Consider the following 23,733-nt stretch of genomic DNA (forward strand, 5'->3'; position numbering starts at 1 on the left):
TATCTCATAACCCATTTAAATCACCGCGACAGATCCGCGCAGGCTGCGGGCCAACAAATTTCAACCTAAATTTGGCTTGCTCACCGGATTCGGCTGCTTGTGGTTAAGAGACCGGTAACGCGATCCGGATAGTTTGAGGCAACTCTAGGGCTGCGTGTATGGCCCTTTGTATTGCGTATTATGGAGTTGCGTTGTGTTTGTAAAATCGCGTCTTTTTTTCACTCTCAGCTTGCTTGCTGCCTCCACCGGCGCCGCCTCGGCGGGAGACGGCCAGCATCTCTGGTCGGGCGATTGGTACTTAAGCGTCGGCGCAGCCGGTTTCTCCGCGCCGAAGTTCGAGGGTGGCAAGCACAACAAGCTTCAGTGGGCGCCGCTGGTCTCCGTCGGCCGCCAGGGCCCCGGTCCGCGCTTCTCCTCGCGCAATGACAATCCTTCCTTTGCCTTTATCGAGACTGATGCTTTTCGCGTCGGTATCGTCGGCAAGTTCGTGCCGAGCCGCGATAGCGGGGACGGGCGCGAGTTGAGGGGGTTGAAGAAGACCAAATGGGGTCTTGAAGCCGGTGGTTTTGCCGAAGCCTATCCGACGGACTGGCTCCGGGCGCGCGTCGAAGTGCGCCAGGGCATCCGCGCCCATAGCGGCCTCGTCGCCGACGCTGCCGTTGATGCTTTCACCGATATCACCCCGGAGTTCCGCGCCTCGGCCGGTCCGCGCATGACGCTCGCCACCAACGACTATTTCAACACCTACTACGGCGTTAACGCGCGCGAGTCGGCGGCATCGGGCTTGAGCCGCTATAGCCCGGGCGGCGGCGTAAAGTCCGTCGGTTTCGGTGGCGCCCTGACCTGGAAGGCTTCGCAAAACTGGACGACCAGCACCTTTCTTGAATATACCCGCCTGACAGGCCCCGCTGGTGACAGCAGCCTCGTGCGCGAGCGCGGCGACCGCAATCAGTTGCTGATCGGTGTCTCCGCCAGCTACAAGTTCAATTTCACGATGAACTGAAATGAGTGGGGCTCCGGCCCCGCCGCTTGACCTCCAAGGCCGGATGTCACTACTAGTTGCCTATGCAAAAGACAGGCGACATCAACGGGCGCGTCGCTGACGCGCCATCCGGCAACTGGGTGTACCGCGTTCTACCCCCGGCACTGTGGCCCTATGCGCAGCTCGCGCGCTGGGACAGGCCGATCGGCTGGCAGCTTCTGATGTGGCCGTGCTTCTGGTCGGTAGCACTTGCCGCCAATGCCTCGGCGTCCACGGGGCATGGTTCACCAGGCCTTGTGGTGGTCTATCATCTCTTCCTTTATTTCATCGGCGCCGTCGCCATGCGGGGCGCCGGCTGCACCTATAATGATCTGGTCGACCACAAGATCGACATGTCGGTGGCACGTACCCGCTCGCGCCCGCTGCCATCAGGCCGCGTGACGCGCAGTCAGGCCAAGGTCTTCATCGCGCTGCAGGCTCTGGTCGGCTTGCTGGTGCTGCTGCAATTCAATTGGTTCGCGGTCATTCTCGGCGTGCTGTCGCTGGCCATCGTCGCGCTTTATCCCTTTGCCAAGCGCTTTACCGATTGGCCGCAATTCTTCCTCGGCCTTGCATTTTCCTGGGGCGCTCTCATGGGTTGGGCCGGTCTGTTCGGCAGCCTGTCCTTTGCACCGATCATCCTTTACGCAGCCGCCATCCTCTGGACGATCGGTTACGACACCATCTATGCGCATCAGGACAAGGAAGACGACGAACTGATCGGCGTGCGCTCGACTGCCCGGCTTTTCGGTGACCAGACGCGGCTTTGGCTGATCGGGCTTTATGGCGCAACGCTGCTTTTGATGCTGATCGCGTTCGCGCTGGCCGGTGCAGGTTGGCTCTCCTATGTCGGCCTGATCGTTGCCGGCGGCATGTTCGCCTATCAGATTGCCGTGCTCGATATCAACGACGGCGAGCAGTGCCTCGCCCTGTTCAAATCGAACAACCGGGTCGGCCTGATCATCTTCGCCGGTCTCTTCCTGTCGTTTCTGTTTCTTGTTCCTTGATCGCGCCTGTTGAGGGATTGCCGTGGCCTGCAAAATCCGCCTGGCTCGCGAAGGGGATGCTGAAGCAATCAGTCGCGTGATCATCGCTGCCCTTCGCGAAACCAATGCCGGAGACTATTCTCCCGAGATCATTGCCCGCGTTGCTGAAAACTTCAGTCCCGCTGCCGTGCTCCCGCTTCTGGCATCCCGAGTGGTCTTCGTGGCAGTCGAAGGCGCGACGGTGGTCGGCACCGCCAGTCTCGATGGCGCCGTGGTTCGCACCGTATTCGTATCGCCTTCGGCGCAGAAACAAGGTGTCGGTCTGATGCTCATGGCTGAAATAGAAGGTGCGGCCAGAGCCAATGGCATCGCGGTCCTCTCCGTGCCATCGTCCATCACGGCACAGGGCTTTTACGCGAAGCGCGGTTTCGAAGTCGTCGAGGAGCGCTACCATGGAGATGAGCGGACGATCGTCATGAAACGATCCTTGGCCTCCTAAAGATTTCGGCCGCGGGATTGATGATCCCGCGGCCGACAGTTGGCAGTATTCTTCTGATCGGGCGCGGCTCAGTGCCTTGCAATGATCTCGCGGCCTTCGATCTTCATCTTGATGCCGAGCTTGCCAGTCGAGCGGCGCACCAGGAAGCGCGGGCGGCGATCGGCGAAATAGGAGTGGCGGCGACGCGGCTGGCTGTCCTGCGACCGGACGCCGCCCAGATGTTCTTCCAGCGGACGAGCAACGCCGTCGGCTTCGATCATCAGCATCGGGATACGGAAGGCTTCCGACCAGGAGCGCCAGTCGGCAGCGATGTCGCTGAGGTCGTGAGCAACGAGGAGGGGGATGCAGAGATCCGGATCGGAGTGATGCAGTTCCAGCGTGACGGTGACTTCGCCGTCGCCATGGTCGATGGCCCGTGCGGCAACACCCATGAAGGCGCGCTTCGGCAGAGCGACGGACAGTGGCAGTCCGCTGGATGGGAGGATCTTGCGCAGAACCGCTCCACGCTCGTCGATCGTGATGGTGACGTCTCCATCGGCACCGCGCATGGCGTAGCTGACCTGTTGGGGAAAGCGCGTCGGATCAAGTCGCAGTGTGGTTCCAGCCCAATCGGGCTTAAGGACGGTATTTGTCATCGATTTTCTACCCTTGCTTTACCTGAGAGCCCGTTTCCCGGCCTTCTCTCGGAGAACTTTTGTCCTCTCGTTGTTGGGCAGATTAGGCGCCGTCTCTTCCGGACAGCTTAAAAATCGAGGTTAAGAAAACTTTGCGTCCTCAAATGGTTAGCAAAGTCGAATGCATCAGGGTTTCCATAAAGTGAACACACGGCAGGGCGGCTGCCTCAATATAGTGCACGTATAAGGTGAGTGCGTGTAAGTCTCGGGTAAGGTTTGTATGTAACAATCACCGCTAGATTCGCCCCTTTATTAGAGATCTATTGGGATTCTGCTGATGATTTCCACCTATCTTGGTTATACGATCGCAACCAGAGATATGGCCACGTCGCTCAATCAGGTGGCGTCGCAGGCGCAAAACAAGCGCCAGATCGACTATTACAATGCCAATATAGGCAAAGTAACGAACGCCGACGACTTCGTGAACAACTATCAGCTATACAGTTATGCCATGGAGGCCTACGGGCTCTCCGACATGACCTATGCCAAGGCCTTTATGAAACAGGTGCTGACGAGCGACCTCAGCGACTCCACCAGTTTTGCGAACCAGCTGACGGATCCGCGCTACAAGGAATTCGCCGCCGCGTTCAATTTCGGCACGGGCAGCACGAATACGGCGCAATCCAGCACGCAGGAAGACGATCTGATCGGGCTTTATCAGCAGTCGTTTACGAATGAAGAGACCTCCGCCGCCACCGAAACCAGCTATTACAGCCAGAACATCAGCTCCGTGAAGACGGTCGATGACCTGCTCGGCAATAGCAGGCTGAAGAACTACGTGCTGCAGGCCTACGGCATCGATCCCACGGATGTATCGAATTCGATCCTGAAGCAGATGCTGACGAGCGATCTCAGCGACCCCAACAGCTTCGTCAATCAGAATGGCGGTGCTGCCGACAAGGCTCTGGTGGCGGAATTCAATTTCAATGCGGACGGCACGGTCAAGACGTCGACGCCGGATAGCGACACGGCCTACTACCAGGCCAATATCGGCTCGATTACCTCGGTCGATCAGCTGACATCGAACGCGCGGCTGTTCCAGTATGTCAGAACCGCCTTCAACATTCCGGCCTATATCACCGCCGATCAGTTCAATGCGTCGGCCATGGACGCGACCGCTGCGAGCACGAACGGCCTGACCAGCGTCATGGCCCAATTCAACTTCAAGAGTGACGGAACGGTCGCCTCCGGCTCGCAGGCGCAGACATCGGATCAGATAAGCGCCACGGCGGCGGCCTATACCACGAATTATCCCGGTGGCCCGCAGACCCTCGGCCAGCAGGCCGATGTGATGAGCGCCTATAATTCCACCGTACCCTCGTTCGTGACGAGCGTCGGCGCGGCCGACAATGACCTCTATTACAAGGATCATATCGGCTCGATCACCTCGGTTGACCAGCTGACATCGGACACGCGCCTCTTCAATTACATCAAGACGGCCTATGGCATCGACCCGACCACGCCTGCCGTCGTTTTCAAGAACGCCTTCGGAGATGCGACGACAGCCTCGATCTTCGGCCTGACGGATGTCGTCGCGGCGTTCAACTTCCAGTCGGACGGCACGCTTGCATCCGGTGCGACGGCGCAGTCCCAGAGTGAGATCACCGCAGCCTCGACTGCCTATATGAAGAATTATCAGACGTCGCAGTCGAGCCTGACGACCGATGCGGTCACCAACTACAAGAACCGCCTTGCCGACGTGAAGACCATCAAGGATTTCTTCACGAGCAACACCGCCGATAGCGACACCACCAATGACAGCATGCCCGAGATCTACCAGATGGCGTTGCGCGCCTACGGCATCGGGACGAACGAGGTCACCAAGTCGCAACTGACGAAGATGCTCGAAAGCGACCCCTATGATCCAAAGAGCTATGTCAGCTCGCTCAAGGATTCCCGCTTTACCGCACTCGTCAAGGCTTTCAACTTCGACAGCTCGGGCAATCTGAAGGCTCCGGTCCAATCCCTGTCGCAAGCGCAGATCAACGGCTACATCTCCGAATATTCCAGCCGCAGCACCGCCGGCTTGACGGGCGCCGAACTGACCAAGGCCACCAGCGATGCCAAGGACGCCGGCACCTATTTCGCGACCAACATCGTCAAGGTGAACAGCGTCACGGATCTGCTGGCGGACAGCAAGCTCACGAATTTCGTGCTCACCGCCAACGGCATCGATCCGAAAACGGTCGATACGGCGACCCTGAAGAAGGCTTTCGCTTCCGACCCGTCCGATCCGAAGAGCTTCGTCAACACCACCGACGGCGCCAAGTTCAAGAGCATCGTCGAGGCCTTCAATTTTGATAGCAGCGGCAATCTGACGGACAGCAAACTCGGAACGGCGCAAAACGCCGGCGCACTGTCCCAGACGAATGATCTCTACCTGCATCAGACGCTGGAGGACCAGCAAGGCGATACCAATCCCGGCGTACGCCTGGCCCTCTACTTCCAGCGCAAGGCGCCGGATATCAATTCGGTCTACGACATCATGGGCGATGCGGCGCTCTATCAGGTGATCACGACGACGTACAACCTGCCAAGCTCGATGTCATCGATGGACGTCGATACGCAGGCACAGATGCTGGAAAAGTTTGTCAACGTCAGCGATCTGCAGGATCCAACCAAGGTCAATACGCTGCTGCAGCGATTCTCGGCGCTGTACGATATGCAGAACAATACGACCTCATCGACGTCGCCGGCCCTATCGATTCTGACCGGTGGCTCTTCCGGCGCCGGCATCAGCGCCGACACGCTGCTTTCGATCGCGCAGCTCTCCTCGTCGAGATAGCCTATCATTAAAAAATATGGCCTGCCTCTTTGCCGCGTTTCCACGCGGCAAAGCTGTTGCTGCGCGCCTCTTTCACCGGGATTTCCGATGTTGTTCGGCTAACACAGTGAGGGCGAAATGAGAGCTTTCAGGGGGGATAGGAAGGAACTTATTAACCATCCTTGCCCTATTCGATTGAGTAGCCATCGGCAATATCAATGACTGGGTTGCAGGTCTTATGCGTCATCCCCGAACGACATTTTCAAATGCGTCACAAGGCGTCCAGCCCGAGGGCGAATTCGACCCGGAGCAGGCCGCCGAAGAGGCACGTCGTGCCGAGCAGATCGCTGCCCGCCGCGCGTTCCTGGAAGAGAAGATTCGCAACGCCCGCGAAGCCAAGCGCAAGGCGGAAGAGCAGCGCCGCGCCGAGGAATTGCGGCGTGCAGAAGAGGTGAGGCAGCGCACCGCCGCAGCGCCGAAGCCTGTTGTCGAAGCCCTCCAGGCGAAGCCTGCGGGAAGTGCTCCGGTCATGCCCGTGCTGCCGCAGGGAATTTCCGCCGAGGATCTTGCCTCGCCCGGCTGGCAAAGCGCCTTTTTGATGGGCCCGAACGTTCGCTTCACCCGCACGCGGGAAAACGAAATCATCAGCCGCCGCCCGCCAGCGGAGCCTCCCGTCGCGATCGTGCCGCCCGTGGCCGCGCACGCCGCGATGCGGGTGATGGAACCGCCTGTCATCGAGGCTCCAGCCACCCCCGCTGCGCCGCAGCCAACAGAGCCTGCTGAATTCCATCTGCCGCTGCTGGAGGACATGCCTTTCGCGGTGGAGAGCTACATACCATCCGTAATTCAGAAATTTCCGGCGACCGCGCCGGACGCATTGGAGATGACCGTTATCGCTACCGCATTTTCGAAGGCTCCGGCGATCGCGCTGGACGCTTCCCCAGTTTCGTCGAGTGTTTCCGAATCCGTTGCCGCGCCTGTGGTCGAGTCGCGTCTTAGCCATCTTTCCGATTTCGCCTTCTGGGATGCGATGCCCTTCGACGGCGAATTCGTGTCCGCCATCCGGGGCATGCCAGGCCAGCCGGTGATGATTCCCCAGCTTGAGGTCGAGGCCGAATCGATCGTCGCGAAGTTCCGCATCGTCGAATGCCGCCGGCCGGCTGTTGTCGCCGAGACCCTGCCGATTGTCGAAGCGCCCGCTGTGGTCGAAGCCCCCGTGTCTGTTGAGGCAGTTGCCAGCCTCTCGCCAGCCGCAGTCGGCACGCCCGTCATGGACGAACTTGCCGCATGGGAGGCCACGGTTGTGGCATCCGTCGCAGAGCAGGTGGCGCCAGAGGTTGCCGCACCGGTCGTTACCGAGCCGCAAGCCGTGGCCGCGCCTGACGTATTCGTACCGCCGGCCTTCGTAACCGCCGTCTATGGCGCTGAAGCTGCAACACCTGCCAAACCCCTTCCGGCACCGGTGGTGGTCGTGGCGCCAATGCCGGCCAAGGTCGCGGTATCCGCACCTGTCGAGCCGGTCGCCAAGGCAGCGCCGATCGTGCCGGCCGTCGAAGCAGCCGCGCAGCGCCTGATTGATGCGCCGCCATCGCGGATCTCGCCGCGCAGGCCCGCATCCCTGACACCGCCCGAATGGCGCCCGATCGCCAGCAGCGGCGAAGGAGAATACGAGCTTCCGCCGCGCGAACTGCTGCAGGAGCCGGCCGTCCGCTCCGGCGTGATCATGACCCAGGAAACGCTGGAGCAGAATGCCGGCCTGCTGGAAAGCGTGCTCGAGGACTTCGGCGTCAAGGGCGAAATCATCCATGTCCGCCCCGGCCCGGTCGTCACGCTTTATGAATTCGAGCCGGCACCCGGCGTCAAATCCTCGCGTGTCATCAATCTCGCCGATGATATCGCCCGTTCCATGTCGGCGCTCTCTGCACGTGTCGCTGTCGTTCCCGGCCGCAACGTCATCGGCATCGAACTGCCGAACGTGACCCGCGAGACCGTCTATTTCCGCGAGATGATCGAATCTCCGGATTTCGAAAAGAGCGGCTACAAGCTGGCGCTCGGCCTTGGCAAGACGATCGGCGGCGAGCCCGTCATCGCCGAGCTCGCCAAGATGCCGCATCTGCTCGTCGCCGGCACCACCGGCTCGGGCAAGTCGGTCGCTATCAACACGATGATCCTGTCGCTGCTCTATCGCATGACGCCAGAGCAGTGCCGCCTGATCATGGTCGATCCGAAGATGCTGGAGCTGTCGGTTTACGATGGCATCCCGCACCTCCTGACCCCCGTCGTCACCGATCCGAAGAAGGCCGTCATGGCGCTGAAATGGGCGGTGCGCGAAATGGAGGATCGCTACAGGAAGATGTCGCGTCTCGGCGTGCGCAATATCGACGGCTACAACAGCCGCGTCGCCTCCGCCAAGGAAAAGGGCGAGACGATCCACGTCATGGTCCAGACCGGCTTCGACAAGGGCACAGGTGCCCCGATCGAGGAGAGCCAGGAGATGGACCTGACGCCGATGCCCTATATCGTCGTCATCGTCGACGAAATGGCCGATCTGATGATGGTCGCCGGCAAGGAAATCGAAGGTGCGATCCAGCGTCTGGCGCAGATGGCGCGCGCCGCCGGCATCCATCTGATCATGGCAACGCAGCGCCCGTCGGTCGACGTCATCACCGGCACGATCAAGGCGAACTTCCCGACGCGCATCTCCTTCCAGGTGACGTCGAAGATCGACAGCCGCACCATCCTTGGCGAGCAGGGTGCCGAACAGCTCCTCGGCCAGGGCGACATGCTGCATATGGCCGGTGGCGGCCGCATCTCCCGCGTCCACGGTCCGTTCGTTTCGGATGAGGAAGTCGAAAAGGTCGTAGCCCACCTGAAACTGCAGGGCCGTCCGGAATATCTCGACACGGTCACCGCCGACGAGGATGAAGAAGACGAGGAAGAAGACACCGCCGTCTTCGACAAGGGCGCCATCGCTTCGGAAGACGGCGACGATCTCTACGAACAGGCGATCAAGGTTGTCATGCGCGACAAGAAGTGCTCGACCTCCTACATCCAGCGCCGCCTCGGCATCGGCTACAACCGTGCAGCCTCGCTCGTCGAACGCATGGAAAAGGACGGTCTCGTCGGTCCGGCCAACCATGTAGGCAAGCGCGAGATCATCACCGGCAACCGCAATGGCGGCGGCAATGCGAGCCAGGAAGATTTCGACTGATATAGCAGGGGGTTGACGCTAGCCGCGCCCGCCGCGGAGAGTGTGCACCCCCCTCTGTCACTTTTGTGACATCTCCCCCACAAGGGGGGAGATTGGTAACCCGCAGCGCGTACTCGCCTCAAACAAGCATCTCACCCGCAGAAACCAAAGTGTGACGACTTAGTGAGGTCGGACGGCATACTCCCAGCAATCTCCCCCCTTGTGGGGGAGATGTCACGAAAGTGACAGAGGGGGGTATCAGACGCTCGGCATACTCAAGACTAACTTCTCTTCAAACGGAGCGCATCAGACGCGCTCGAGCTTCGCATGCGGCAAGGGCGGCAACTCGACCCGGACGGTGTCGTCAGCCTGCACCCGGCCGCCCTGCGAGACAATGCCCATGATGCCGGCCTTGCGGACCAAACCGCCATCCGCATCCTTGTCGAGCACCGCATGCAGCAAGCCCTTCTGGAAATCGTCGATCTGCTTGCAGGGGTTGCGCAGGCCGGTTACCTCGACGATCGCGTCGTCGCCGATATGCAGGCGTGTGCCTTGGGGCAGTGAAAGCAGATCGAGCCCTCTGGTCACGATGTTTTCACCCATGTCGCCCGGAGCAACGGAAAACCCTTTCTCGGTGAGTTCGGCGAACAGCTCTTCGTGGATGATGTGCACCTGGCGCAGATTGGGTTGCGTCGGATCGACCGCGACGCGAGAACGGTGCTTTACCGTGACCCCCATATGCGCGTCACCTTCGACACCGAGCCCCGTCAGCAGTCGAATGTGATCCTTCGTCTGCTTGCTGAACCCGTGCACGCCGCTGCTGCTGACCGATGTCACATATATGCGCTTGTCGCCCATGCCGAACCCTTCCATAAACAATCCAGATCTTTATAAATTGGTATATACCAATTTCAAGGCGACAATATTGTGATGGACGAGAAAAATCGACAGGGCAAAGGCGTAAAAGCGGGGGCTGGCTGGGCGACCGTAGCTGATGAATTGCGGAGCGCCATCGACAAGGGTAAGCATGCGCCGGGCGTCCGGCTGCCGAGCGAGCGTGCCCTGTCGGAACAGTTTGGTGTCTCGCGGGTGACGATGCGGCGCGCAATTGCCGAGCTGGAGGGGGAGGGATTGCTGCGCGTCGCGCGTGGTAGCGGCGCCTATGTCCGCGCCGACATGCCCGTTCGTTTCCAGCTGGGCGACAAGGTGCGGTTCGGCAAGGATCTGACCGCGAGGGACGCAAACCTCACCCGCAAGGTTTTCTCGACCAGGGAAATTCCAGCCAGTGCCGATATCGCGACGAGACTCAATCTGCAGCCGGGCGAAATGGTGCTGGAAATGTGTGTGGTTGCCTATGCCGACGAACTTCCCGTCTCTGTGGTCTTGCGCATTTGTTCGGCCGCGCGTTTTCCCGGGTTGGCGGAGAAGTTCGCTGCATTCGGCTCGTTCACGGCGGCGCTGAAGGATTACGGTGTGACGGACTATTGGCGCCGCTCCACCGACATCACGGCGCGGATGCCGACGGAGGTCGAGGCACGCCTCCTGCAGCAATCGCGCCTGACGCCGGTTCTCGCCTATGCCGGCGAAGACATCGATGCCGGTGGCACGATCATTTCGTGCCAGATCGGCTGCTTCGCCTCGGAGCGGGTCGTGGTGACCGTTTAAGGCCGCTGATTGAACTCAGGCCTTCAAAACCTTCCCCGGGTTCATGATCCCTGCCGGGTCAAACGCTGTCTTGATCCGGCGCATCAGGTCCATCTCGATATCCGAGCGGATGGAAGCCAGTTCGTCACGCTTCAGCTGACCGATGCCGTGCTCGGCTGAGATCGAGCCGCCATGCTGCAGCACCAGCCCGTGCACGATCTCGTTCATCTCATGCCAGCGGCCGATGAACTCGTCCTTGTCGGCGCCGACAGGCTGCGAGATGTTGTAGTGGATATTGCCGTCGCCCATATGGCCGAAGGCGCAGATGCGCGCGCCGGGCAGAGCGGCCATAACGGCCGTTTCGGCCTCGGCCATGAATTGCGGTACCTGCGCGACTGGCACGGAAACATCGTGCTTGATCGAGCCGCCTTCCGGCTTCTGCGCGTCCGACATGCTCTCGCGCATGTGCCAGATCGCCTTCTGCTGCGCTTCCGAGCTGGCGATGGTGGCATCCTGGATCAGGCCGTCTTCGTAGCCCTGTTCCAGCAGCGTCATCATCATCCGCTCGGCGGTTTCGGCCGAATCCGAGGTCGAGATATCGATCAGCACATACCAGGGATGCACCGTTTCCAGCGGATCGCGCACGCCGGGGATATGGCGCTCGGTGAATTCGACGCCAAGGCGCGGCATCAGCTCGAAGCCGGTCAGCGCCGTGCCGCAGAGGCCGGAAGCGTTCTTGAACAGCGTCAGCGCGTCATCGACCGACTGCAGCCCGGCAAAGGCGACCTGATGGCCGAGCGGTTGCGGGAAGAGCTTCAGCACCGCGCCGGTGATGACGCCAAGCGTGCCTTCGGCGCCGATGAAGAGATCGCGCAGATCGTAGCCGGTATTGTCCTTCTTCAGGCGGCGTAATCCGTTCCAGATCTCGCCTGTGGGCAGCACCACTTCGAGGCCGAGGCAAAGCTGGCGCATATTGCCATAGGCAAGAACCGCCGTGCCGCCGGCATTGGTGGAGAGGTTGCCGGCGATGCGGCACGAGCCTTCCGAGCCGAGCGACAGCGGAAACATACGGCCATGCTCAGCCGCCGCCTTGTGCACATCCGCCAGAATGCAGCCGCCATCGACGATCATGGTATTGCCGACCGGATCGATATCGCGAACGCGGTTCATGCGCTCCAGCGACAGGATGATGTCGGAGCCGCCTTCGCGCGGTGTCTGACCGCCGACAAGGCCGGTATTGCCGGTCTGCGGCACGATGGCCGTGCCTGTCTCGCTGGCAAGCTTGAGGATCGCCGAGACCTCCTCCACCGAGCTGGGCTTCAGCAGCATCGGCGAAGCACCATGGTAGAGCCCACGGTTCTCGACCAGATGCGGCGCAATCTCCGCCGCATCTCGCACGGCATGTTTCTCGCCAACGATCGCAGCGAAGCGGTCGAGAAGGGCTGAAGAGGGGGCAGAGCTCATGGCGTATCCTTTGCCGATAGAGTGTCGGGCCGATTTTTAATCTCTGGGTGCTGCCGCACGGCGCAGCCGGTCGTTGATGGCCTCGCCGAGGCCCTCGTCGGGAATATGCGAAAAGGCGATCGTCGCGGCACCTGTGGCGTCGGCGCGTTTCATGAAGTCGAAGAGGTTTGCCGCGGCTTCCGAAAGATCGCCCGTGGCGCTCAGGTCGAGCACGGCAATGGCGCTTTCGATACCGGCAATGTCAGGGCTTCCGAAGCGGATCAGCGTTTCGTCGGCCGCAACCTCTGTCGCATCGAGCCGCACCGCCGCGCCGGGCGCATAATGCGATGCGAGCATGCCGGGGGCTTCGATGGCGGCCGAGGCCTTTTTCTTGCGCTTCAGCGCCTTGTCCGCCACACGCTCGATCTCGCGCGCCGCCAATCCGCCTGGCCGCAACAGCCGCAGCTCGCCGTCCTCCACCTTGACGATGGTCGACTCGACACCGACGATGGAGGCGCCGGCGTCGAGGATCAGCGTGATCCGCTCGCCGAGGTCGTCATCGACATGGTCGGCGCTGGTGGCGCTGATCTTGCCCGACGTATTGGCGCTCGGGGCGGCAAGAGGGCGTCCGAAGGCGCGGATCAGCTCGCCGGCAAAGCCCTGCGGCACGCGGATGCCGACGCTATCGAGACCGGCGGTCGCCAGCGGATGGATGCCGCTGTCGGGTCTGAGCGGCAGCACCAGCGTCAGCGGGCCTGGCCAGAAGGCTTCCGCCAACTTGCGGGAGATGGGATCGAAGATCGCATAGCGTTCGGCCATGGCGAGATCGCTCATATGGCAAATGAGCGGGTTGAAGCGCGGCCGTCCCTTGGTTTCGTAGATCCGGGTGATGGCAGCCGGGTTGGTGGCATCGGCTGCAAGGCCGTAGACCGTCTCCGTTGGCAACCCGATCGGCAGACCCTCGGCAAGCGTTGCCGAGGCGACATCTAACGCCGTTTGCGGGTCTTCGAGAATGTCTATGTGTCGTGCCATGGCCTGCCCGTTTGCAGTTCAGGCCGTTCTTATGCTTTTCAAGTTTTCGGATCAATCATCAAAGCTGGCGAATGATGTCGCGAAGCTGTTCGTTGCGCGCGCCGAGCAAGAGGACGTTACGGACGGCGATCTGCGGATCATGCGTGTGGAACAGCACGCCGTTGCCGCGAATGTCGCGATTGATCGTCAGCTTCTTGTCTTCCGCCTCCTTGCCCGGATGGATGGCGACGGCGAAATACATCCGCGAATATTTCAGGCTGATATCCTCGAAGAAATTCTCTTCCTGGCCGATGCGGGCAAAGAAGTTCGCAATGTAGAAGGCCCAGTTCACCTCTTCATATCGAGCGAATTGCGTGCGCGCCGCTGTTACGTGGCAATAGCCGAGATGCGGCGTGTCCTTCAGCGTGTGATGAAAGATGAGCTTCGGAAAACGAATAGACTTATGAAAGCCGTTGAGCCGGTCATGGGTCATTTCCCCGGCATTCCGCAGTTTCTGCGCGGTCTGCTCGGCGACCTCCTGGTGGGTCATGTATCGCCGCTCTTCGGCAAGCCAATGTGGCCTGTCGCGGTTGATGCGACCGGTGCGCAGGAATTCGCTATGCCCCGTTGTCGATACCGCCGGTATCGGCTCGGGGTCGGCGGGCTTCCCAGCGTCGAAATATCTGAGTTTGGCCATGCCGGGTCTCGCTATAGAGGTCTGGAGACTGCATGATAGCTAGTCTTGCTTGAGCCGGGCTTAACGGCGCCGGTTGCAAATCCCCGAGGAGGCCAAAACAAGATGTCCGGAATTACCGATCTCAATCTGCTGCTTTCCGGCATGAGGCCGAATCTTGTCGAGGGTGAATTCGTCTATTGCACCGTTCCATCGTCGACATTGGCCGATTATATTCATCTGGAGCCGGTCGGTTTTTTCCGAGAACGGGAGGGAGCGACCCTGATCCTGCCGCTGGAGGCCGCGCGGCAGGCCGGGTTTCCGATAGCGCCCTCGATGCGCATGATCACGCTCGATGTCCATTCCTCGCTGGAGGCTGTCGGCCTCACCGCAGCCTTCGCCACGGCCCTCGGAAATGCGGGCATCAGCGCCAATGTCGTCGCTGCCTATTACCACGACCATATCTTCGTTCCGGCTGCCGATGCCGACCGTGCAATGGCGGCGCTGCAGGCACTTTCGGCGGCGCAAGCGACCCCTTGATTATCGGAGATCAACCGCATTGTCGCAATCAGGATAAAGCGTCATTAACGCGAAGCTTAGCGACGACAATCTCCATATCTGCCGCGAGTTCATAAGGGCTTGAATTCCCTTCCTATATTGCCTCTCTCCACAAACGTCCCGCGGTTCCGTTTCATCTGTCGTCAATTTCGAAGCCGATGTCGCATTGTAGCGCAGCCGCTGACGGGGCCGGGAGTTATGATGTTACCAATCTCAAGGTGCCGTCTGCTAGGGAGACGGAGAATTGGGAAGCCGGTCAAAATCCGGCGCTGCCCCCGCAACGGTGGTGGAGTGAGGCATGGCGAATAAAGCCACTGGGTCGGCCGACCTGGGAAGGTGCCATGGGGTCCTGGAAACAGGGCCGCTCCAGAGCCCGGAAACCAGCCTTGGGGAAATTCGGTTTACTGACCGCGGCGGGCGGTCGGGACATTGCTTCAGGCCGCTCCCAAACGGCCTTGCATGTCCTTCGTCCGTTTCCCGGTAACGCGCAAGGATAGGCAAATGGATATCAGCAGCAATGTTTTGCGGCAATTGAAGAACCGCCGCGAGGGCTTCAGCCTCGAGCAGCCTTTCTATATCGATCAGGATTACTTCAAGCTCGATATGGAAATGATCTACTATCGCGACTGGCTGTTCATCGGTCACGATTGCGAAGTGCCGCGTGCGGGCAACTACTTCACCGTCCAGATCGGCGACTATCCCGTCGTCATCGTCCGTGGTCGCGATCAGGTCATCCGCGCCTTCCACAATAGCTGTCGCCATCGCGGCTCGCGGGTCTGCACGACCGAGCGCGGCTCGTCGGCAAAGCTCGTCTGCCCTTATCACCAGTGGACCTACGAGCTGGACGGCTCGCTGCTGTTCGCCCGCCAGATGGCCGAGGACTTCGACAAGACCCAGTATTCACTGAAGCCGGTCCATTGCGAAAGCGTCGGCGGCTACATCTTCATCTGCCTGGCAAAGAACGCCCCGGACTTCGCGCCCGTCCGCGCCACGATCGAGCCCTACATGGCGCCGCATCGCATGAGCGAAGCCAAGGTCGCCTTCCAGAGCACGATCATCGAAAAGGGCAACTGGAAGCTCGTCTGGGAAAACAACCGCGAGTGCTACCACTGCGCCGCCAACCATCCCGAACTCTGCCGCACTTTCTCGGAAGCGCCGACGGTCAGCGGCGTGCAGGGGGCAATGAGCGATCCGGTGATCACCGCTCATTGGGAGCGTTGCGAAGCCGCCGGCCTGCCGAGCGAATTCAAGATCTCGCCTGATGGCCAGTTCCGCGCCGCCCGCATGCCGCTCATCGAAGGGGCCGAAAGCTACACCATGTCCGGCCAGAATGCGGTCAAGCGGCCGCTCTCGCCCGATGTGACGATCAATGGTATCGGCACGATGCTGCTGTTCCACTACCCGACGACATGGAACCACCTGCTTGGCGACCACGCGATTTCCTTCCGCGTCCTGCCGCTCAATGCCGAGGAGACCGCCGTCACCACCAAATGGCTGGTGCACAAGGATGCCGTCGAAGGCGTCGACTATGATCTCGAGGAGCTGACCCACGTCTGGACCGAGACCAACGACCAGGATCGCCGCATCGTCGAGGAAAATGCTTTCGGCATTCACTCGCCGGCCTATGAGCCCGGTCCCTATTCGGAACTCCACGAGGGCGGCGTCATGCAGTTCGTCGAATGGTATTCGAATTTCATGATCAACCGGCTGCAGGGCGATCAGGCCAAGCTGTCGGCGGTTGCCTGAGTATGAACATGACCGTCTCCCTTAGCCATCGACACCTCGATCAGATGCAGCCCTGGAGCGACAGGCAGCATCTGCTCGAATGCCTCTCCGTCACGCCCGAAGCGCCCGATGTGATGACCTTCACATTCCGGTCCGACAAGGACAACTGGTTCCGCTATCTGCCGGGCCAGTTCGTGACGCTTGAGCTGCCGACGGCGCCGGAGTCGGTCATGCGCACCTATACGCTGTCCTCGACGCCATCGCGGCCCTTCTCGGTCGCGGTGACGGTCAAGGCGCAGAGGGACAGCATCGGCACGCGCTGGATGTTCGAGAACCTCAAGCCCGGCATGCGCATCAAAGCTTTCGGTCCTCTCGGCGATTTCACGCATATCCGCCATCCCGGCGAGAAATATCTCTTCGTCTCCGCCGGCTCCGGTGTGACGCCGATGATGGCCATGACCCGTTACATGGCCGATACCGCGCCATTGTCCGACATTACTTTCGTCAACTGCTCGCGCAGCCCGGCCGACATCATCTTCCGTTCCGAGCTGGAATATCTCGCCCGCTTCATGCCGAACCTCAATCTTGGCCTGATCGTCGAGGGTTGCGGCCGCACCGATCTCTGGTCCGGGCTGAAGGGCCGCATCGACAAGGCCAAGATCGGCCTGCTGGCGCCTGATTTCATGGATCGTACGATCTTCTGTTGTGGCCCCGAAGTCTTCATGGATGCCGTCCGCTCCATGTTGGAAGCGCATGGCTTCGACATGAAGCGCTATCATCAGGAAAGCTTCCAGCCGGCAAATGCGGCAACGCCGCTGGCTGAAGTTACCGACGATGCCTCGACGGATGCCGCGACCACGATCCGCTTCACCATGGCCGGCAAGGACGTGGTTTGTGCGGCCGGGCAAACCGTGCTTCAGGCCGCGCGCGGCGCCGGCGTGCGCATCGGCGCTGCCTGCGAATCGGGTCTCTGCGGCACCTGTCGTGTCATGAAGCTTTCGGGCGAGGTCGAGATGAGCCACAATGGCGGCATCCTCGATGACGAGATTGAGGAAGGCTATATCCTGGCCTGCTGTTCGCGCCCGAAGACGGATGTTCAGGTCGAAGCCTAATAATCCTGATAGTTCAGCTCATTGATCTCCACCGGCTCTGGCCGGCTGGTGGAGGCCGTGACGACCGGATCGACCATCAGCGAGACAAGCGTCTGCAATGGCCCATTGCAGGTCGGTCCCTGGGCGATCGTCAGGTCGGGTGCAGGCAGTGGTTTGGCGGGCAGCAACTCGCCCTGCGGCCAGATCTTGGCGAGCTGTATGCTGGTCATCGGCACGACATTGACGTCGATGTCCGTCAGCGTGCCCGGAACGCGGTAGGGGCAGCTCTTGTCGGAACAATTGTCCGATGAGGCAAACTGCCAGATGGCGTAGTTATCCCAATTGCCGAGCGGGAAGGTGCCCTTCAGGTCCGGCTTGTAGCGCGCGTACCAGAGCGGCAGCCGCGACAGCAGCGGATAGATGTCGCGATGATCGGCGATATAGCGCGCCGTGTTGTGATTAATGTAGAGAATGGGATATCGCCCGGTTCTGACCTTGATGTGAGCGACAAAGACCTGTGCATCGTCCAGCGACATGAAACGCGTGGGATCCATGCCGTCTATATCGAGCACCATCAACTCGTCCGGCTGCGGATCGGCATAATCGAGAAAATGGTTGGCCTGATCGATGGGGTTGCCCGGTCGCCCCAGATGATAAGCGCCCCATAACAGGCCATTCATTTTCGCCAGCATGCGGCGGGTCTGATAGAGTTCGCGGCTGACGGCATATTTGCGCCACATCGTCTTGCAGTGGGCGAAGGTGTCACCGGCATGGTCGCCCGTGCAGCTGAAACTCTCGGGCAGGCCGTCGGAGGCCTTGGAGATGAAGGCGGCTATCCGCTTGTCCTGCAGGAACGCAGTCCAGTCTATCGTATTCAGTTCATAGGCATCGACGATGAGGGCGTTTTGGGGGTCCGTCCAAGGCTGGCTTTCGCCGGCCGAAGGCTTCGTGGCCGGCCCCAACAAGGCCAGTACGGTCAGGAAGCTGCAAATCAGGCTGTGGCTGTGCCGGAACCCTTTCATGAAATAATAGTAAGGATTGCTGGTTAATCTTGGGTTAAGGATCGGTTCACTATACATTCATCGTGGAGCCTTCGCATAACTCCTTAAATTGGTAGGGATTTAAGGAACAGAATAAGGTGTTGCCGCGTTTCTTGTTGTCTATTCGGACATGCGACGAGGCGGGCGTTTAATCCCGCGAAAGAAGCATGCCTGACATCAAACGCTACACGCTTGAGCACAAGACAAACCAGCGAATGGAGATAAGAATGCTTGGTTTCCGTGCGAGAATTGCGACCATCGCTATTTCGGCCGCTGTCACCCTGACGAGCTTCACGCCGTCCTTTGCCATTCAGATGCCCGGCGCACCGCTCGCGGCTGCGAACGAGACCGCGCCCGCCAATGTCGAGCAAGTTCAATGGCGCCATTATCACGGCGGTTACGGCGGCTATCGTGGCGGTTACTACCGCCGCGGCTGGTACGGCGGCTATCGCGGTTATTCGGGCTATCGCCATGGCTATCGCTATCATGACGGCTATTGGTTCCCGCTGGCCGCCTTCGGTGCCGGCGCCCTCATCGGCGGCGCGATTGCCAGCCAACCGCGCTACTATGCGGCACCGCCTCCGTCCGGCGGCATCAATCCGCGTCACGTCGAATGGTGCACGGATCGTTATCGGTCCTACAGGGCCTACGACAACACGTTCCAGCCCAATCAGGGCCCGCGCCGTCAGTGCTATTCGCCCTATTATTGAGCGATACATCTGAAATCAACGACACAAGCCGCCCGTCTTCGGGCGGCTTTTTTCTGCCGAACTCAGAGAATGTTGACGCGCTTGAGAAGCCACCATGCCAGCAGCATGGAGGCGACGATGAAGCCGACCGCATATCCTGTGCCGCTTGATCCGCCCGAAAGAGGCAGGCTCGATGTATTCATGCCGAAGAAGCCGGTCACCAGCGTCGGCGGCAGCAGGAACGCCGTCATGATCGACAGGATGTAGAGATGGCGGTTGATCTCGGAGGCAAGCTTCGAATCGATCTCTTCGTGCAGCAGCCTGGCGCGCTCCTGCAGCGCGTAGACATCGTGCTCGACTGCTTCGAGGCGCCCCGTCAGGCGTCCCGCGATATCCTCGAAACCAAGCGGCATTTCCTCGTCATCCGAAGCGGCGGCATGCCGCATGAGGGAAAGGACGGTGCGCAGATGGCGATGCAGCCGCACGATCGTTCGTCGGATGGGCGGAAGCTGCGTGCGCTCGTCACGCGAGGTATTGCCGTGGATGAAATCCTCGATACCGTTAAGTTCTTCGCTGATCTCGATAACGACGGAGATGAGGGTGCGCTGGAACTCGACAACCAGCGCTTCGAAAATATCGACCGGGCAGGTAAACCGCGCGGCGTTCTTTTCGATCAGCATGCGTCCCCGGTCCACGCTGCGAAGCGGCTGCAGCCGGCTGGTGATGAGCACGCGGTCGGTCACGGCAAAATGCAGCCAGCCGATGTCATGGGTGTTGTGAGCGAAATCGCGCTGGAAATCGACAAGGGTGCCGAAGAGCATCTGTTCGTCGACGGTGATCGTCGCGTGCGTTTCGTGCGTCGTCAGCGCTATGCGCGCCGCTTCGTTCAGCCCTGGCGCATCCTCCAGGAAGGCCGGAACGCGGGCGTCGACGAGATTGAGATGCAGCCAGAGGAAGCCGTCTCCGTTAAAGAGCGTGGCGCGATCCGCATCGTCGGGGAGCCGCTCCGCCTTGTCCGCGCCCGGACGAAGACGATAAGCCCAGACAAAGCCGGGTATCGTGGTGGCTGACGTTATCGTGTTCATGGCCGCATCATTCGCTTTGTCAGAACAGTTGCCTTAGTCTTCGTTCATGACGATTGTTTATGCAAGACTGCATGTCGGCGGAATAATCACACATGCCGGCGCCGATATTGACGGCTCATAGCGCGCCTGACGCGAACTGCCGTTCCGGTTCACGACTGAGTGGAAATCGCCCTGCGAAATGCCTCAGAGAAAATTGACGTTTACGTAAAAATAAACTAGCTCTATCCACATAGTACCGATGATCCGGGTGAGGCGGGTGATCGGCAGCACCGACGCGGAGGAAATCACCATGTACAAAGCGCCTGTCGAGGAAATCGCATTCACGCTGAAATACGTCGCCGGCATGGATCGGGCGATGGAGGAGGGCATTCTCGGCGATCTCAGCGCCGATGTCCTCGATGCCATTCTATCGGAGGCCGGGCGTTTTGCCGGCGATGAGATGGAGCCGCTTGCCGAAAATGGTGACCGGCAGGGCGCGAAGCTGGTCGACGGCAAGGTGGTTCTTCCGGACGGTTGGGAAAAGCTCTATCGCGACTGGATTGCCGGCGGCTGGAACGGGCTGACCGCGCCCGAAGAGTTTGGCGGGCAGGGCCTGCCGCATATGCTCAACATCGCGACGCTGGAAATGTGGAATTCCGCTTCGATGGCCTTTGGTCTCGCCCCGACGCTGACGATGGGCGCGGTCGAGGCGCTGAACGCTCACGGCAGCGATGACCTCAAGAAGAAATATCTGGCAAAGCTCATCTCCGGCGAATGGTCTGGCACCATGAACCTGACCGAGCCGCATGCCGGTTCCGACGTCGGAGCCTTGCGCACGCGTGCGGAGCGTCGGGACGATGGCACCTATCGCCTCTTTGGCCAGAAAATCTTCATCACCTGGGGCGATCACGAGGCGGCCGAAAACATCATCCACCTGGTGCTGGCCCGTCTTCCGGACGCGCCGGCCGGCACGCGGGGTATCTCGCTGTTCCTAGTGCCGAAATTCCTTGTGAACGATGATGGCTCGCTTGGCGCCCGTAACGATTATTTCGCCCATTCTCTGGAGCACAAGCTCGGCATTCACGGCTCACCGACCTGCACGATGATCTGCGGCGACGGCAAGCACGGCACCGAAAAGGGCGCCATCGCCTGGCTGGTCGGCGAGGAGAACAAGGGCCTCGCCTGCATGTTCACCATGATGAACAATGCCCGTCTCGCCGTCGGCATTCAAGGCGTGGCGATCGCGGAAGCCGCGACCCAGAAGGCCATCGCCTATGCACGGGAGCGCACGCAGGGCCGCGCGCCGGGAACGACGGCGGCAGGCATGAGCCCGATCATCGAACATCCCGATGTCGCGCGTACGCTTCTCACCATGAAGGCGCTGACGCAGGGATCTCGCGCTATCTGCTACGCATGCGCCGAGGCGATCGACATGTCGCATCGCGATGCGCAGAAGGCTAAATATTGGCAGGAGCGCGCGGCACTACTGACGCCGATCGCCAAATCCTTCTCCACCGATGCCGGCGTCGATGTCGCTTCGCTTGGTATCCAGGTCCATGGCGGCATGGGCTTCATCGAAGAGACGGGTGCGGCGCGGCTGCTACGCGACGCGCGCATCGCCCCGATCTACGAAGGCACCAACGGCATCCAGGCGATCGACCTCGTGACGCGCAAGCTGATCATCGCCAATGGGGACCATGTGCGCGGCTTCATCGCTGAGCTGCGCGAGATCGCCGACGCCGTCGCCAAATCCAATCTCGATGGCTTCGGAGAGACCGCGCCGCGGCTGCAGGCAGCCATTGCCGACTTGGAAAAGACAAGTGAATGGCTCCTGGCGAAACAGGCGGAAGGTGCTGTCGCTGAAGCGCTGGCAGGCGCCACCCCGTACCAGCGGCTCTTCGGGCTGGTGCTGACCAGCTCCTATCTGGCCAAGGGAGGCCTTGCCAATGCAGGGGATGGCGAGGGAGGCAAGCGCATCGCGCTCTGCCGCTTTGCTGCCGAAAACCTGCTGGCCGAAACCGCCGCTCTCTCTGATCGCGTGACTTCCGGTGCATCTAGTCTTGAAGCCGCCCGCGTCGCCCTTGCCTGAGGAAAATCCATGACCGACCACATTCTGATCGAACGTTCCGAGACCGCGCCGCATGTCCAGATCATCCGGTTCAACCGGCCGGAAAAGAAGAATGCGATCACCCGGGCCATGTATCAGACAATGACCGATGCGCTGAAGGCGGCAGACGAGACGCCGGATATCCGCGTCAGCGTCTTCCTCGGCACGGACGGCTGCTTCTCCGCCGGCAACGACATGGCCGATTTCCTCGCCTTCGCCATGGGTGGCAGCATGGGTCGCGAAGTGATCGATTTTCTCATTGCACTGGCGAGTGCCAGGAAGCCGATCGTCTCCGGCGTCGACGGCCTTGCCATCGGCATCGGCACGACGATCCATCTGCATTGCGATCTGACGGTTGCGTCCGACCGCAGCCTGTTCAAGACGCCCTTCGTCGATCTCGCCCTCGTGCCCGAAGCCGCCTCAAGCCTGATCGCGCCGCGCCTGATGGGTCACCAGCGCGCCTTCGCCCTGCTCGCCCTCGGCGAAGGCTTCTCCGCTACAGACGCGAAGGACGCCGGCCTGATCTGGAAGGTGACTGCACCCGAGGCTGTGGAAGCCGAGACCCTGGCACTTGCCGCCAGGCTCGCCGCCAAGCCGCCAGAGGCTCTGCGGATCGCCCGCGACCTCATGCGCGGCCCGCCGGACGCCATCCTTGGCCGCATCACGGAAGAGGCCGAGCATTTCGCCGCACGGCTTAAAAGCGCGGAAGCCCGCGTGGCCTTCGAGGCGTTCATGAAGCGGTGAATATCTCACCCGCCCTCGTGGTTCGAGACGGCCTTGCAGGCCTCCTCACCATGAGGGCTGATCTCCTATGCCAGTCGGCCAGCAATGCTTTCTCTGCTTCTTGACCCTAGATCCACGTTGCTCATTTTGCGATTTGCCAAGCCTTCATCCTAGGTAGGTGGCCGGACGATCCTACCGAAGGGTTAGCGTGCGGAGGGATGGGGGTGCCAAAGGGGAGCCCGCCGGAGAGAATCTAGCTCACCCCACCCTCATGGTGAGGAGGCCCACCGGGCCGTCTCGAACCACGAGGGTCGGCCGCTTAACTCCCATCACCTTCGCTCGATTTGCGTGGAGCAAATCCACGTCGCGACAGAGCGGGCAGCGCCTCATAGTCCAGCGCGATCAGTGCTTCTTTCTTGCGGCGCGACCAACCCTTGATCTGCTGTTCGCGGGCAATTGCATCTATGATGCTGTCATAGACTTCCTGAAACACCAACTCGATTGGCCGGCGCTTGGCCGTGTAGCCGTCATAGATGCCGGCATTATGTTCCCAGACGCGCGCTTCGATCCCTTGTTTGGTGAGACCAGTGTAATAGGAACCATCGCTACAACGCAGAATGTAAACTGTGACTTCCATGGCAGAATTCTCGCGCTAAGGGCGAATATTTTCTACCATTGAGTGTATGTGGCAATCAATTCCTTTCCCTCATCAGCCCTCGTGGTTCGAGACGGCCCTTTGGGCCTCCTCACCATGAGGGCTGATTTCTACGACGTACGTTCCAAGCTCGCAGTCCTGAGCTTGCGAGAGGATGCGGGTGCAGTAACGACGTG

At 60.6% G+C, this 23,733-nt stretch carries 20 protein-coding genes and 1 riboswitch; of the genes, 12 read left to right on the forward strand and 8 right to left on the reverse strand.

The genetic code is table 11. From position 1 onward, the window contains the following. Nucleotides 1-193 precede the first annotated feature (193 nt). The 3 genes from A6U86_RS00320 to A6U86_RS00330 all read left to right on the forward strand — a co-directional run bounded on the left by A6U86_RS00320 (nucleotide 194) and on the right by A6U86_RS00330 (nucleotide 2,506). A complete protein-coding gene (locus A6U86_RS00320; RefSeq protein ID WP_068384795.1) occupies nucleotides 194-1,003 on the forward strand; it encodes a MipA/OmpV family protein in 810 nt (269 codons plus the stop codon). Between the two features lie 62 nt (nucleotides 1,004-1,065). Continuing rightward, entirely contained in the window at nucleotides 1,066-2,028 is a 963-nt protein-coding gene (gene ubiA / locus A6U86_RS00325) for a 4-hydroxybenzoate octaprenyltransferase (RefSeq protein ID WP_068384797.1), read from the forward strand. Between the two features lie 76 nt (nucleotides 2,029-2,104). Next, the gene (locus A6U86_RS00330) at nucleotides 2,105-2,506 is read left to right on the forward strand and encodes a GNAT family N-acetyltransferase (RefSeq protein WP_343287055.1); all 402 of its coding nucleotides are present in this window, start codon (nucleotides 2,105-2,107) and stop codon (nucleotides 2,504-2,506) included. 68 nt (nucleotides 2,507-2,574) lie between these two features. Here the strand turns inward: A6U86_RS00330 and A6U86_RS00335 are convergent, their stop codons facing one another. Beyond that, nucleotides 2,575-3,141, reverse strand: a complete 567-nt coding sequence (locus A6U86_RS00335; protein ID WP_068384801.1) for a DUF6101 family protein — start codon at nucleotides 3,139-3,141, stop codon at nucleotides 2,575-2,577. Between the two features lie 316 nt (nucleotides 3,142-3,457). Here A6U86_RS00335 and A6U86_RS00340 point away from each other — a divergent pair, with 316 nt between their 5' ends. Together A6U86_RS00340 and A6U86_RS00345 are read left to right on the forward strand one after the other, a co-directional pair. Further along, complete coding sequence (locus tag A6U86_RS00340) at nucleotides 3,458-5,965, forward strand: DUF1217 domain-containing protein (RefSeq protein WP_068384805.1); 2,508 nt, start codon at nucleotides 3,458-3,460, stop codon at nucleotides 5,963-5,965. Nucleotides 5,966-6,182: 217 nt separating this feature from the next. Continuing rightward, the gene (locus A6U86_RS00345; protein ID WP_068384807.1) at nucleotides 6,183-9,155 is read left to right on the forward strand and encodes a DNA translocase FtsK; all 2,973 of its coding nucleotides are present in this window, start codon (nucleotides 6,183-6,185) and stop codon (nucleotides 9,153-9,155) included. A gap of 285 nt (nucleotides 9,156-9,440) precedes the next feature. Here A6U86_RS00345 and A6U86_RS00350 read toward each other — a convergent pair whose 3' ends face one another. Further along, on the reverse strand, nucleotides 9,441-9,992 hold the full coding sequence (locus A6U86_RS00350; protein ID WP_068387593.1) for an MOSC domain-containing protein: 552 nt from the start codon (nucleotides 9,990-9,992) through the stop codon (nucleotides 9,441-9,443). A gap of 72 nt (nucleotides 9,993-10,064) precedes the next feature. Between A6U86_RS00350 and phnF the strand changes: the two genes are divergently transcribed. Next, entirely contained in the window at nucleotides 10,065-10,799 is a 735-nt protein-coding gene (phnF, locus tag A6U86_RS00355; protein WP_068384810.1) for a phosphonate metabolism transcriptional regulator PhnF, read from the forward strand. Between the two features lie 15 nt (nucleotides 10,800-10,814). Here the strand turns inward: phnF and A6U86_RS00360 are convergent, their stop codons facing one another. Genes A6U86_RS00360 through A6U86_RS00370 form a run of 3 tightly spaced genes read right to left on the reverse strand, consistent with a single transcriptional unit; the run spans nucleotide 10,815 to nucleotide 13,929 of the window. Continuing rightward, nucleotides 10,815-12,242, reverse strand: a complete 1,428-nt coding sequence (locus A6U86_RS00360) for an FAD-binding oxidoreductase (RefSeq protein ID WP_068384813.1) — start codon at nucleotides 12,240-12,242, stop codon at nucleotides 10,815-10,817. A 36-nt stretch (nucleotides 12,243-12,278) separates the two neighbouring features. Continuing rightward, on the reverse strand, nucleotides 12,279-13,253 hold the full coding sequence (locus tag A6U86_RS00365; protein ID WP_068384815.1) for an L-threonylcarbamoyladenylate synthase: 975 nt from the start codon (nucleotides 13,251-13,253) through the stop codon (nucleotides 12,279-12,281). Nucleotides 13,254-13,311: 58 nt separating this feature from the next. After that, nucleotides 13,312-13,929 carry a DUF6656 family protein gene (locus tag A6U86_RS00370; RefSeq protein ID WP_068384818.1) on the reverse strand — a complete coding sequence of 206 codons (618 nt, stop codon included), beginning with the start codon at nucleotides 13,927-13,929 and terminating at the stop codon, nucleotides 13,312-13,314. 102 nt (nucleotides 13,930-14,031) lie between these two features. On the opposite strand from A6U86_RS00370, the gene A6U86_RS00375 reads away from it, so the two are divergent. The 3 genes from A6U86_RS00375 to A6U86_RS00385 all read left to right on the forward strand — a co-directional run bounded on the left by A6U86_RS00375 (nucleotide 14,032) and on the right by A6U86_RS00385 (nucleotide 17,300). Further along, nucleotides 14,032-14,445, forward strand: a complete 414-nt coding sequence (locus A6U86_RS00375) for an ACT domain-containing protein (RefSeq protein WP_068384820.1) — start codon at nucleotides 14,032-14,034, stop codon at nucleotides 14,443-14,445. A 217-nt stretch (nucleotides 14,446-14,662) separates the two neighbouring features. Further along, nucleotides 14,663-14,867: riboswitch (cobalamin riboswitch) on the forward strand. 97 nt (nucleotides 14,868-14,964) lie between these two features. Further along, nucleotides 14,965-16,209, forward strand: coding sequence for an aromatic ring-hydroxylating dioxygenase subunit alpha (locus A6U86_RS00380; protein ID WP_068387596.1), 1,245 nt, complete (start codon nucleotides 14,965-14,967; stop codon nucleotides 16,207-16,209). Between the two features lie 8 nt (nucleotides 16,210-16,217). Beyond that, the gene (locus tag A6U86_RS00385) at nucleotides 16,218-17,300 is read left to right on the forward strand and encodes a hybrid-cluster NAD(P)-dependent oxidoreductase (RefSeq protein ID WP_198929010.1); all 1,083 of its coding nucleotides are present in this window, start codon (nucleotides 16,218-16,220) and stop codon (nucleotides 17,298-17,300) included. On the opposite strand, the gene A6U86_RS00390 is transcribed toward A6U86_RS00385, so the two are convergent. Further along, complete coding sequence (locus A6U86_RS00390; RefSeq protein WP_068384823.1) at nucleotides 17,297-18,301, reverse strand: glycoside hydrolase family 25 protein; 1,005 nt, start codon at nucleotides 18,299-18,301, stop codon at nucleotides 17,297-17,299. The genes A6U86_RS00385 and A6U86_RS00390 overlap by 4 nt on opposite strands. Nucleotides 18,302-18,546: 245 nt before the next feature. Between A6U86_RS00390 and A6U86_RS00395 the strand changes: the two genes are divergently transcribed. Next, nucleotides 18,547-19,029 carry a BA14K family protein gene (locus tag A6U86_RS00395; protein WP_068387599.1) on the forward strand — a complete coding sequence of 161 codons (483 nt, stop codon included), beginning with the start codon at nucleotides 18,547-18,549 and terminating at the stop codon, nucleotides 19,027-19,029. Between the two features lie 62 nt (nucleotides 19,030-19,091). Here A6U86_RS00395 and A6U86_RS00400 read toward each other — a convergent pair whose 3' ends face one another. Next, nucleotides 19,092-20,093, reverse strand: coding sequence for a transporter (locus A6U86_RS00400; RefSeq protein WP_068384827.1), 1,002 nt, complete (start codon nucleotides 20,091-20,093; stop codon nucleotides 19,092-19,094). Nucleotides 20,094-20,382: 289 nt separating this feature from the next. Between A6U86_RS00400 and A6U86_RS00405 the strand changes: the two genes are divergently transcribed. Both A6U86_RS00405 and A6U86_RS00410 read left to right on the forward strand, forming a co-directional pair. Then, nucleotides 20,383-22,161, forward strand: coding sequence for an acyl-CoA dehydrogenase (locus A6U86_RS00405; RefSeq protein ID WP_068384830.1), 1,779 nt, complete (start codon nucleotides 20,383-20,385; stop codon nucleotides 22,159-22,161). Between the two features lie 9 nt (nucleotides 22,162-22,170). Then, nucleotides 22,171-22,923: a crotonase/enoyl-CoA hydratase family protein gene (locus A6U86_RS00410; RefSeq protein WP_068384833.1), complete on the forward strand. Its 753-nt coding sequence runs from the start codon at nucleotides 22,171-22,173 to the stop codon at nucleotides 22,921-22,923. A gap of 298 nt (nucleotides 22,924-23,221) precedes the next feature. On the opposite strand, the gene A6U86_RS00415 is transcribed toward A6U86_RS00410, so the two are convergent. Beyond that, entirely contained in the window at nucleotides 23,222-23,539 is a 318-nt protein-coding gene (locus tag A6U86_RS00415) for a GIY-YIG nuclease family protein (RefSeq protein WP_068384835.1), read from the reverse strand. Nucleotides 23,540-23,733: the final 194 nt, after the last annotated feature.

Origin of the sequence: Rhizobium sp. AC27/96 (assembly GCF_001692325.1) — a bacterium.
GTDB lineage: Bacteria > Pseudomonadota > Alphaproteobacteria > Rhizobiales > Rhizobiaceae > Rhizobium.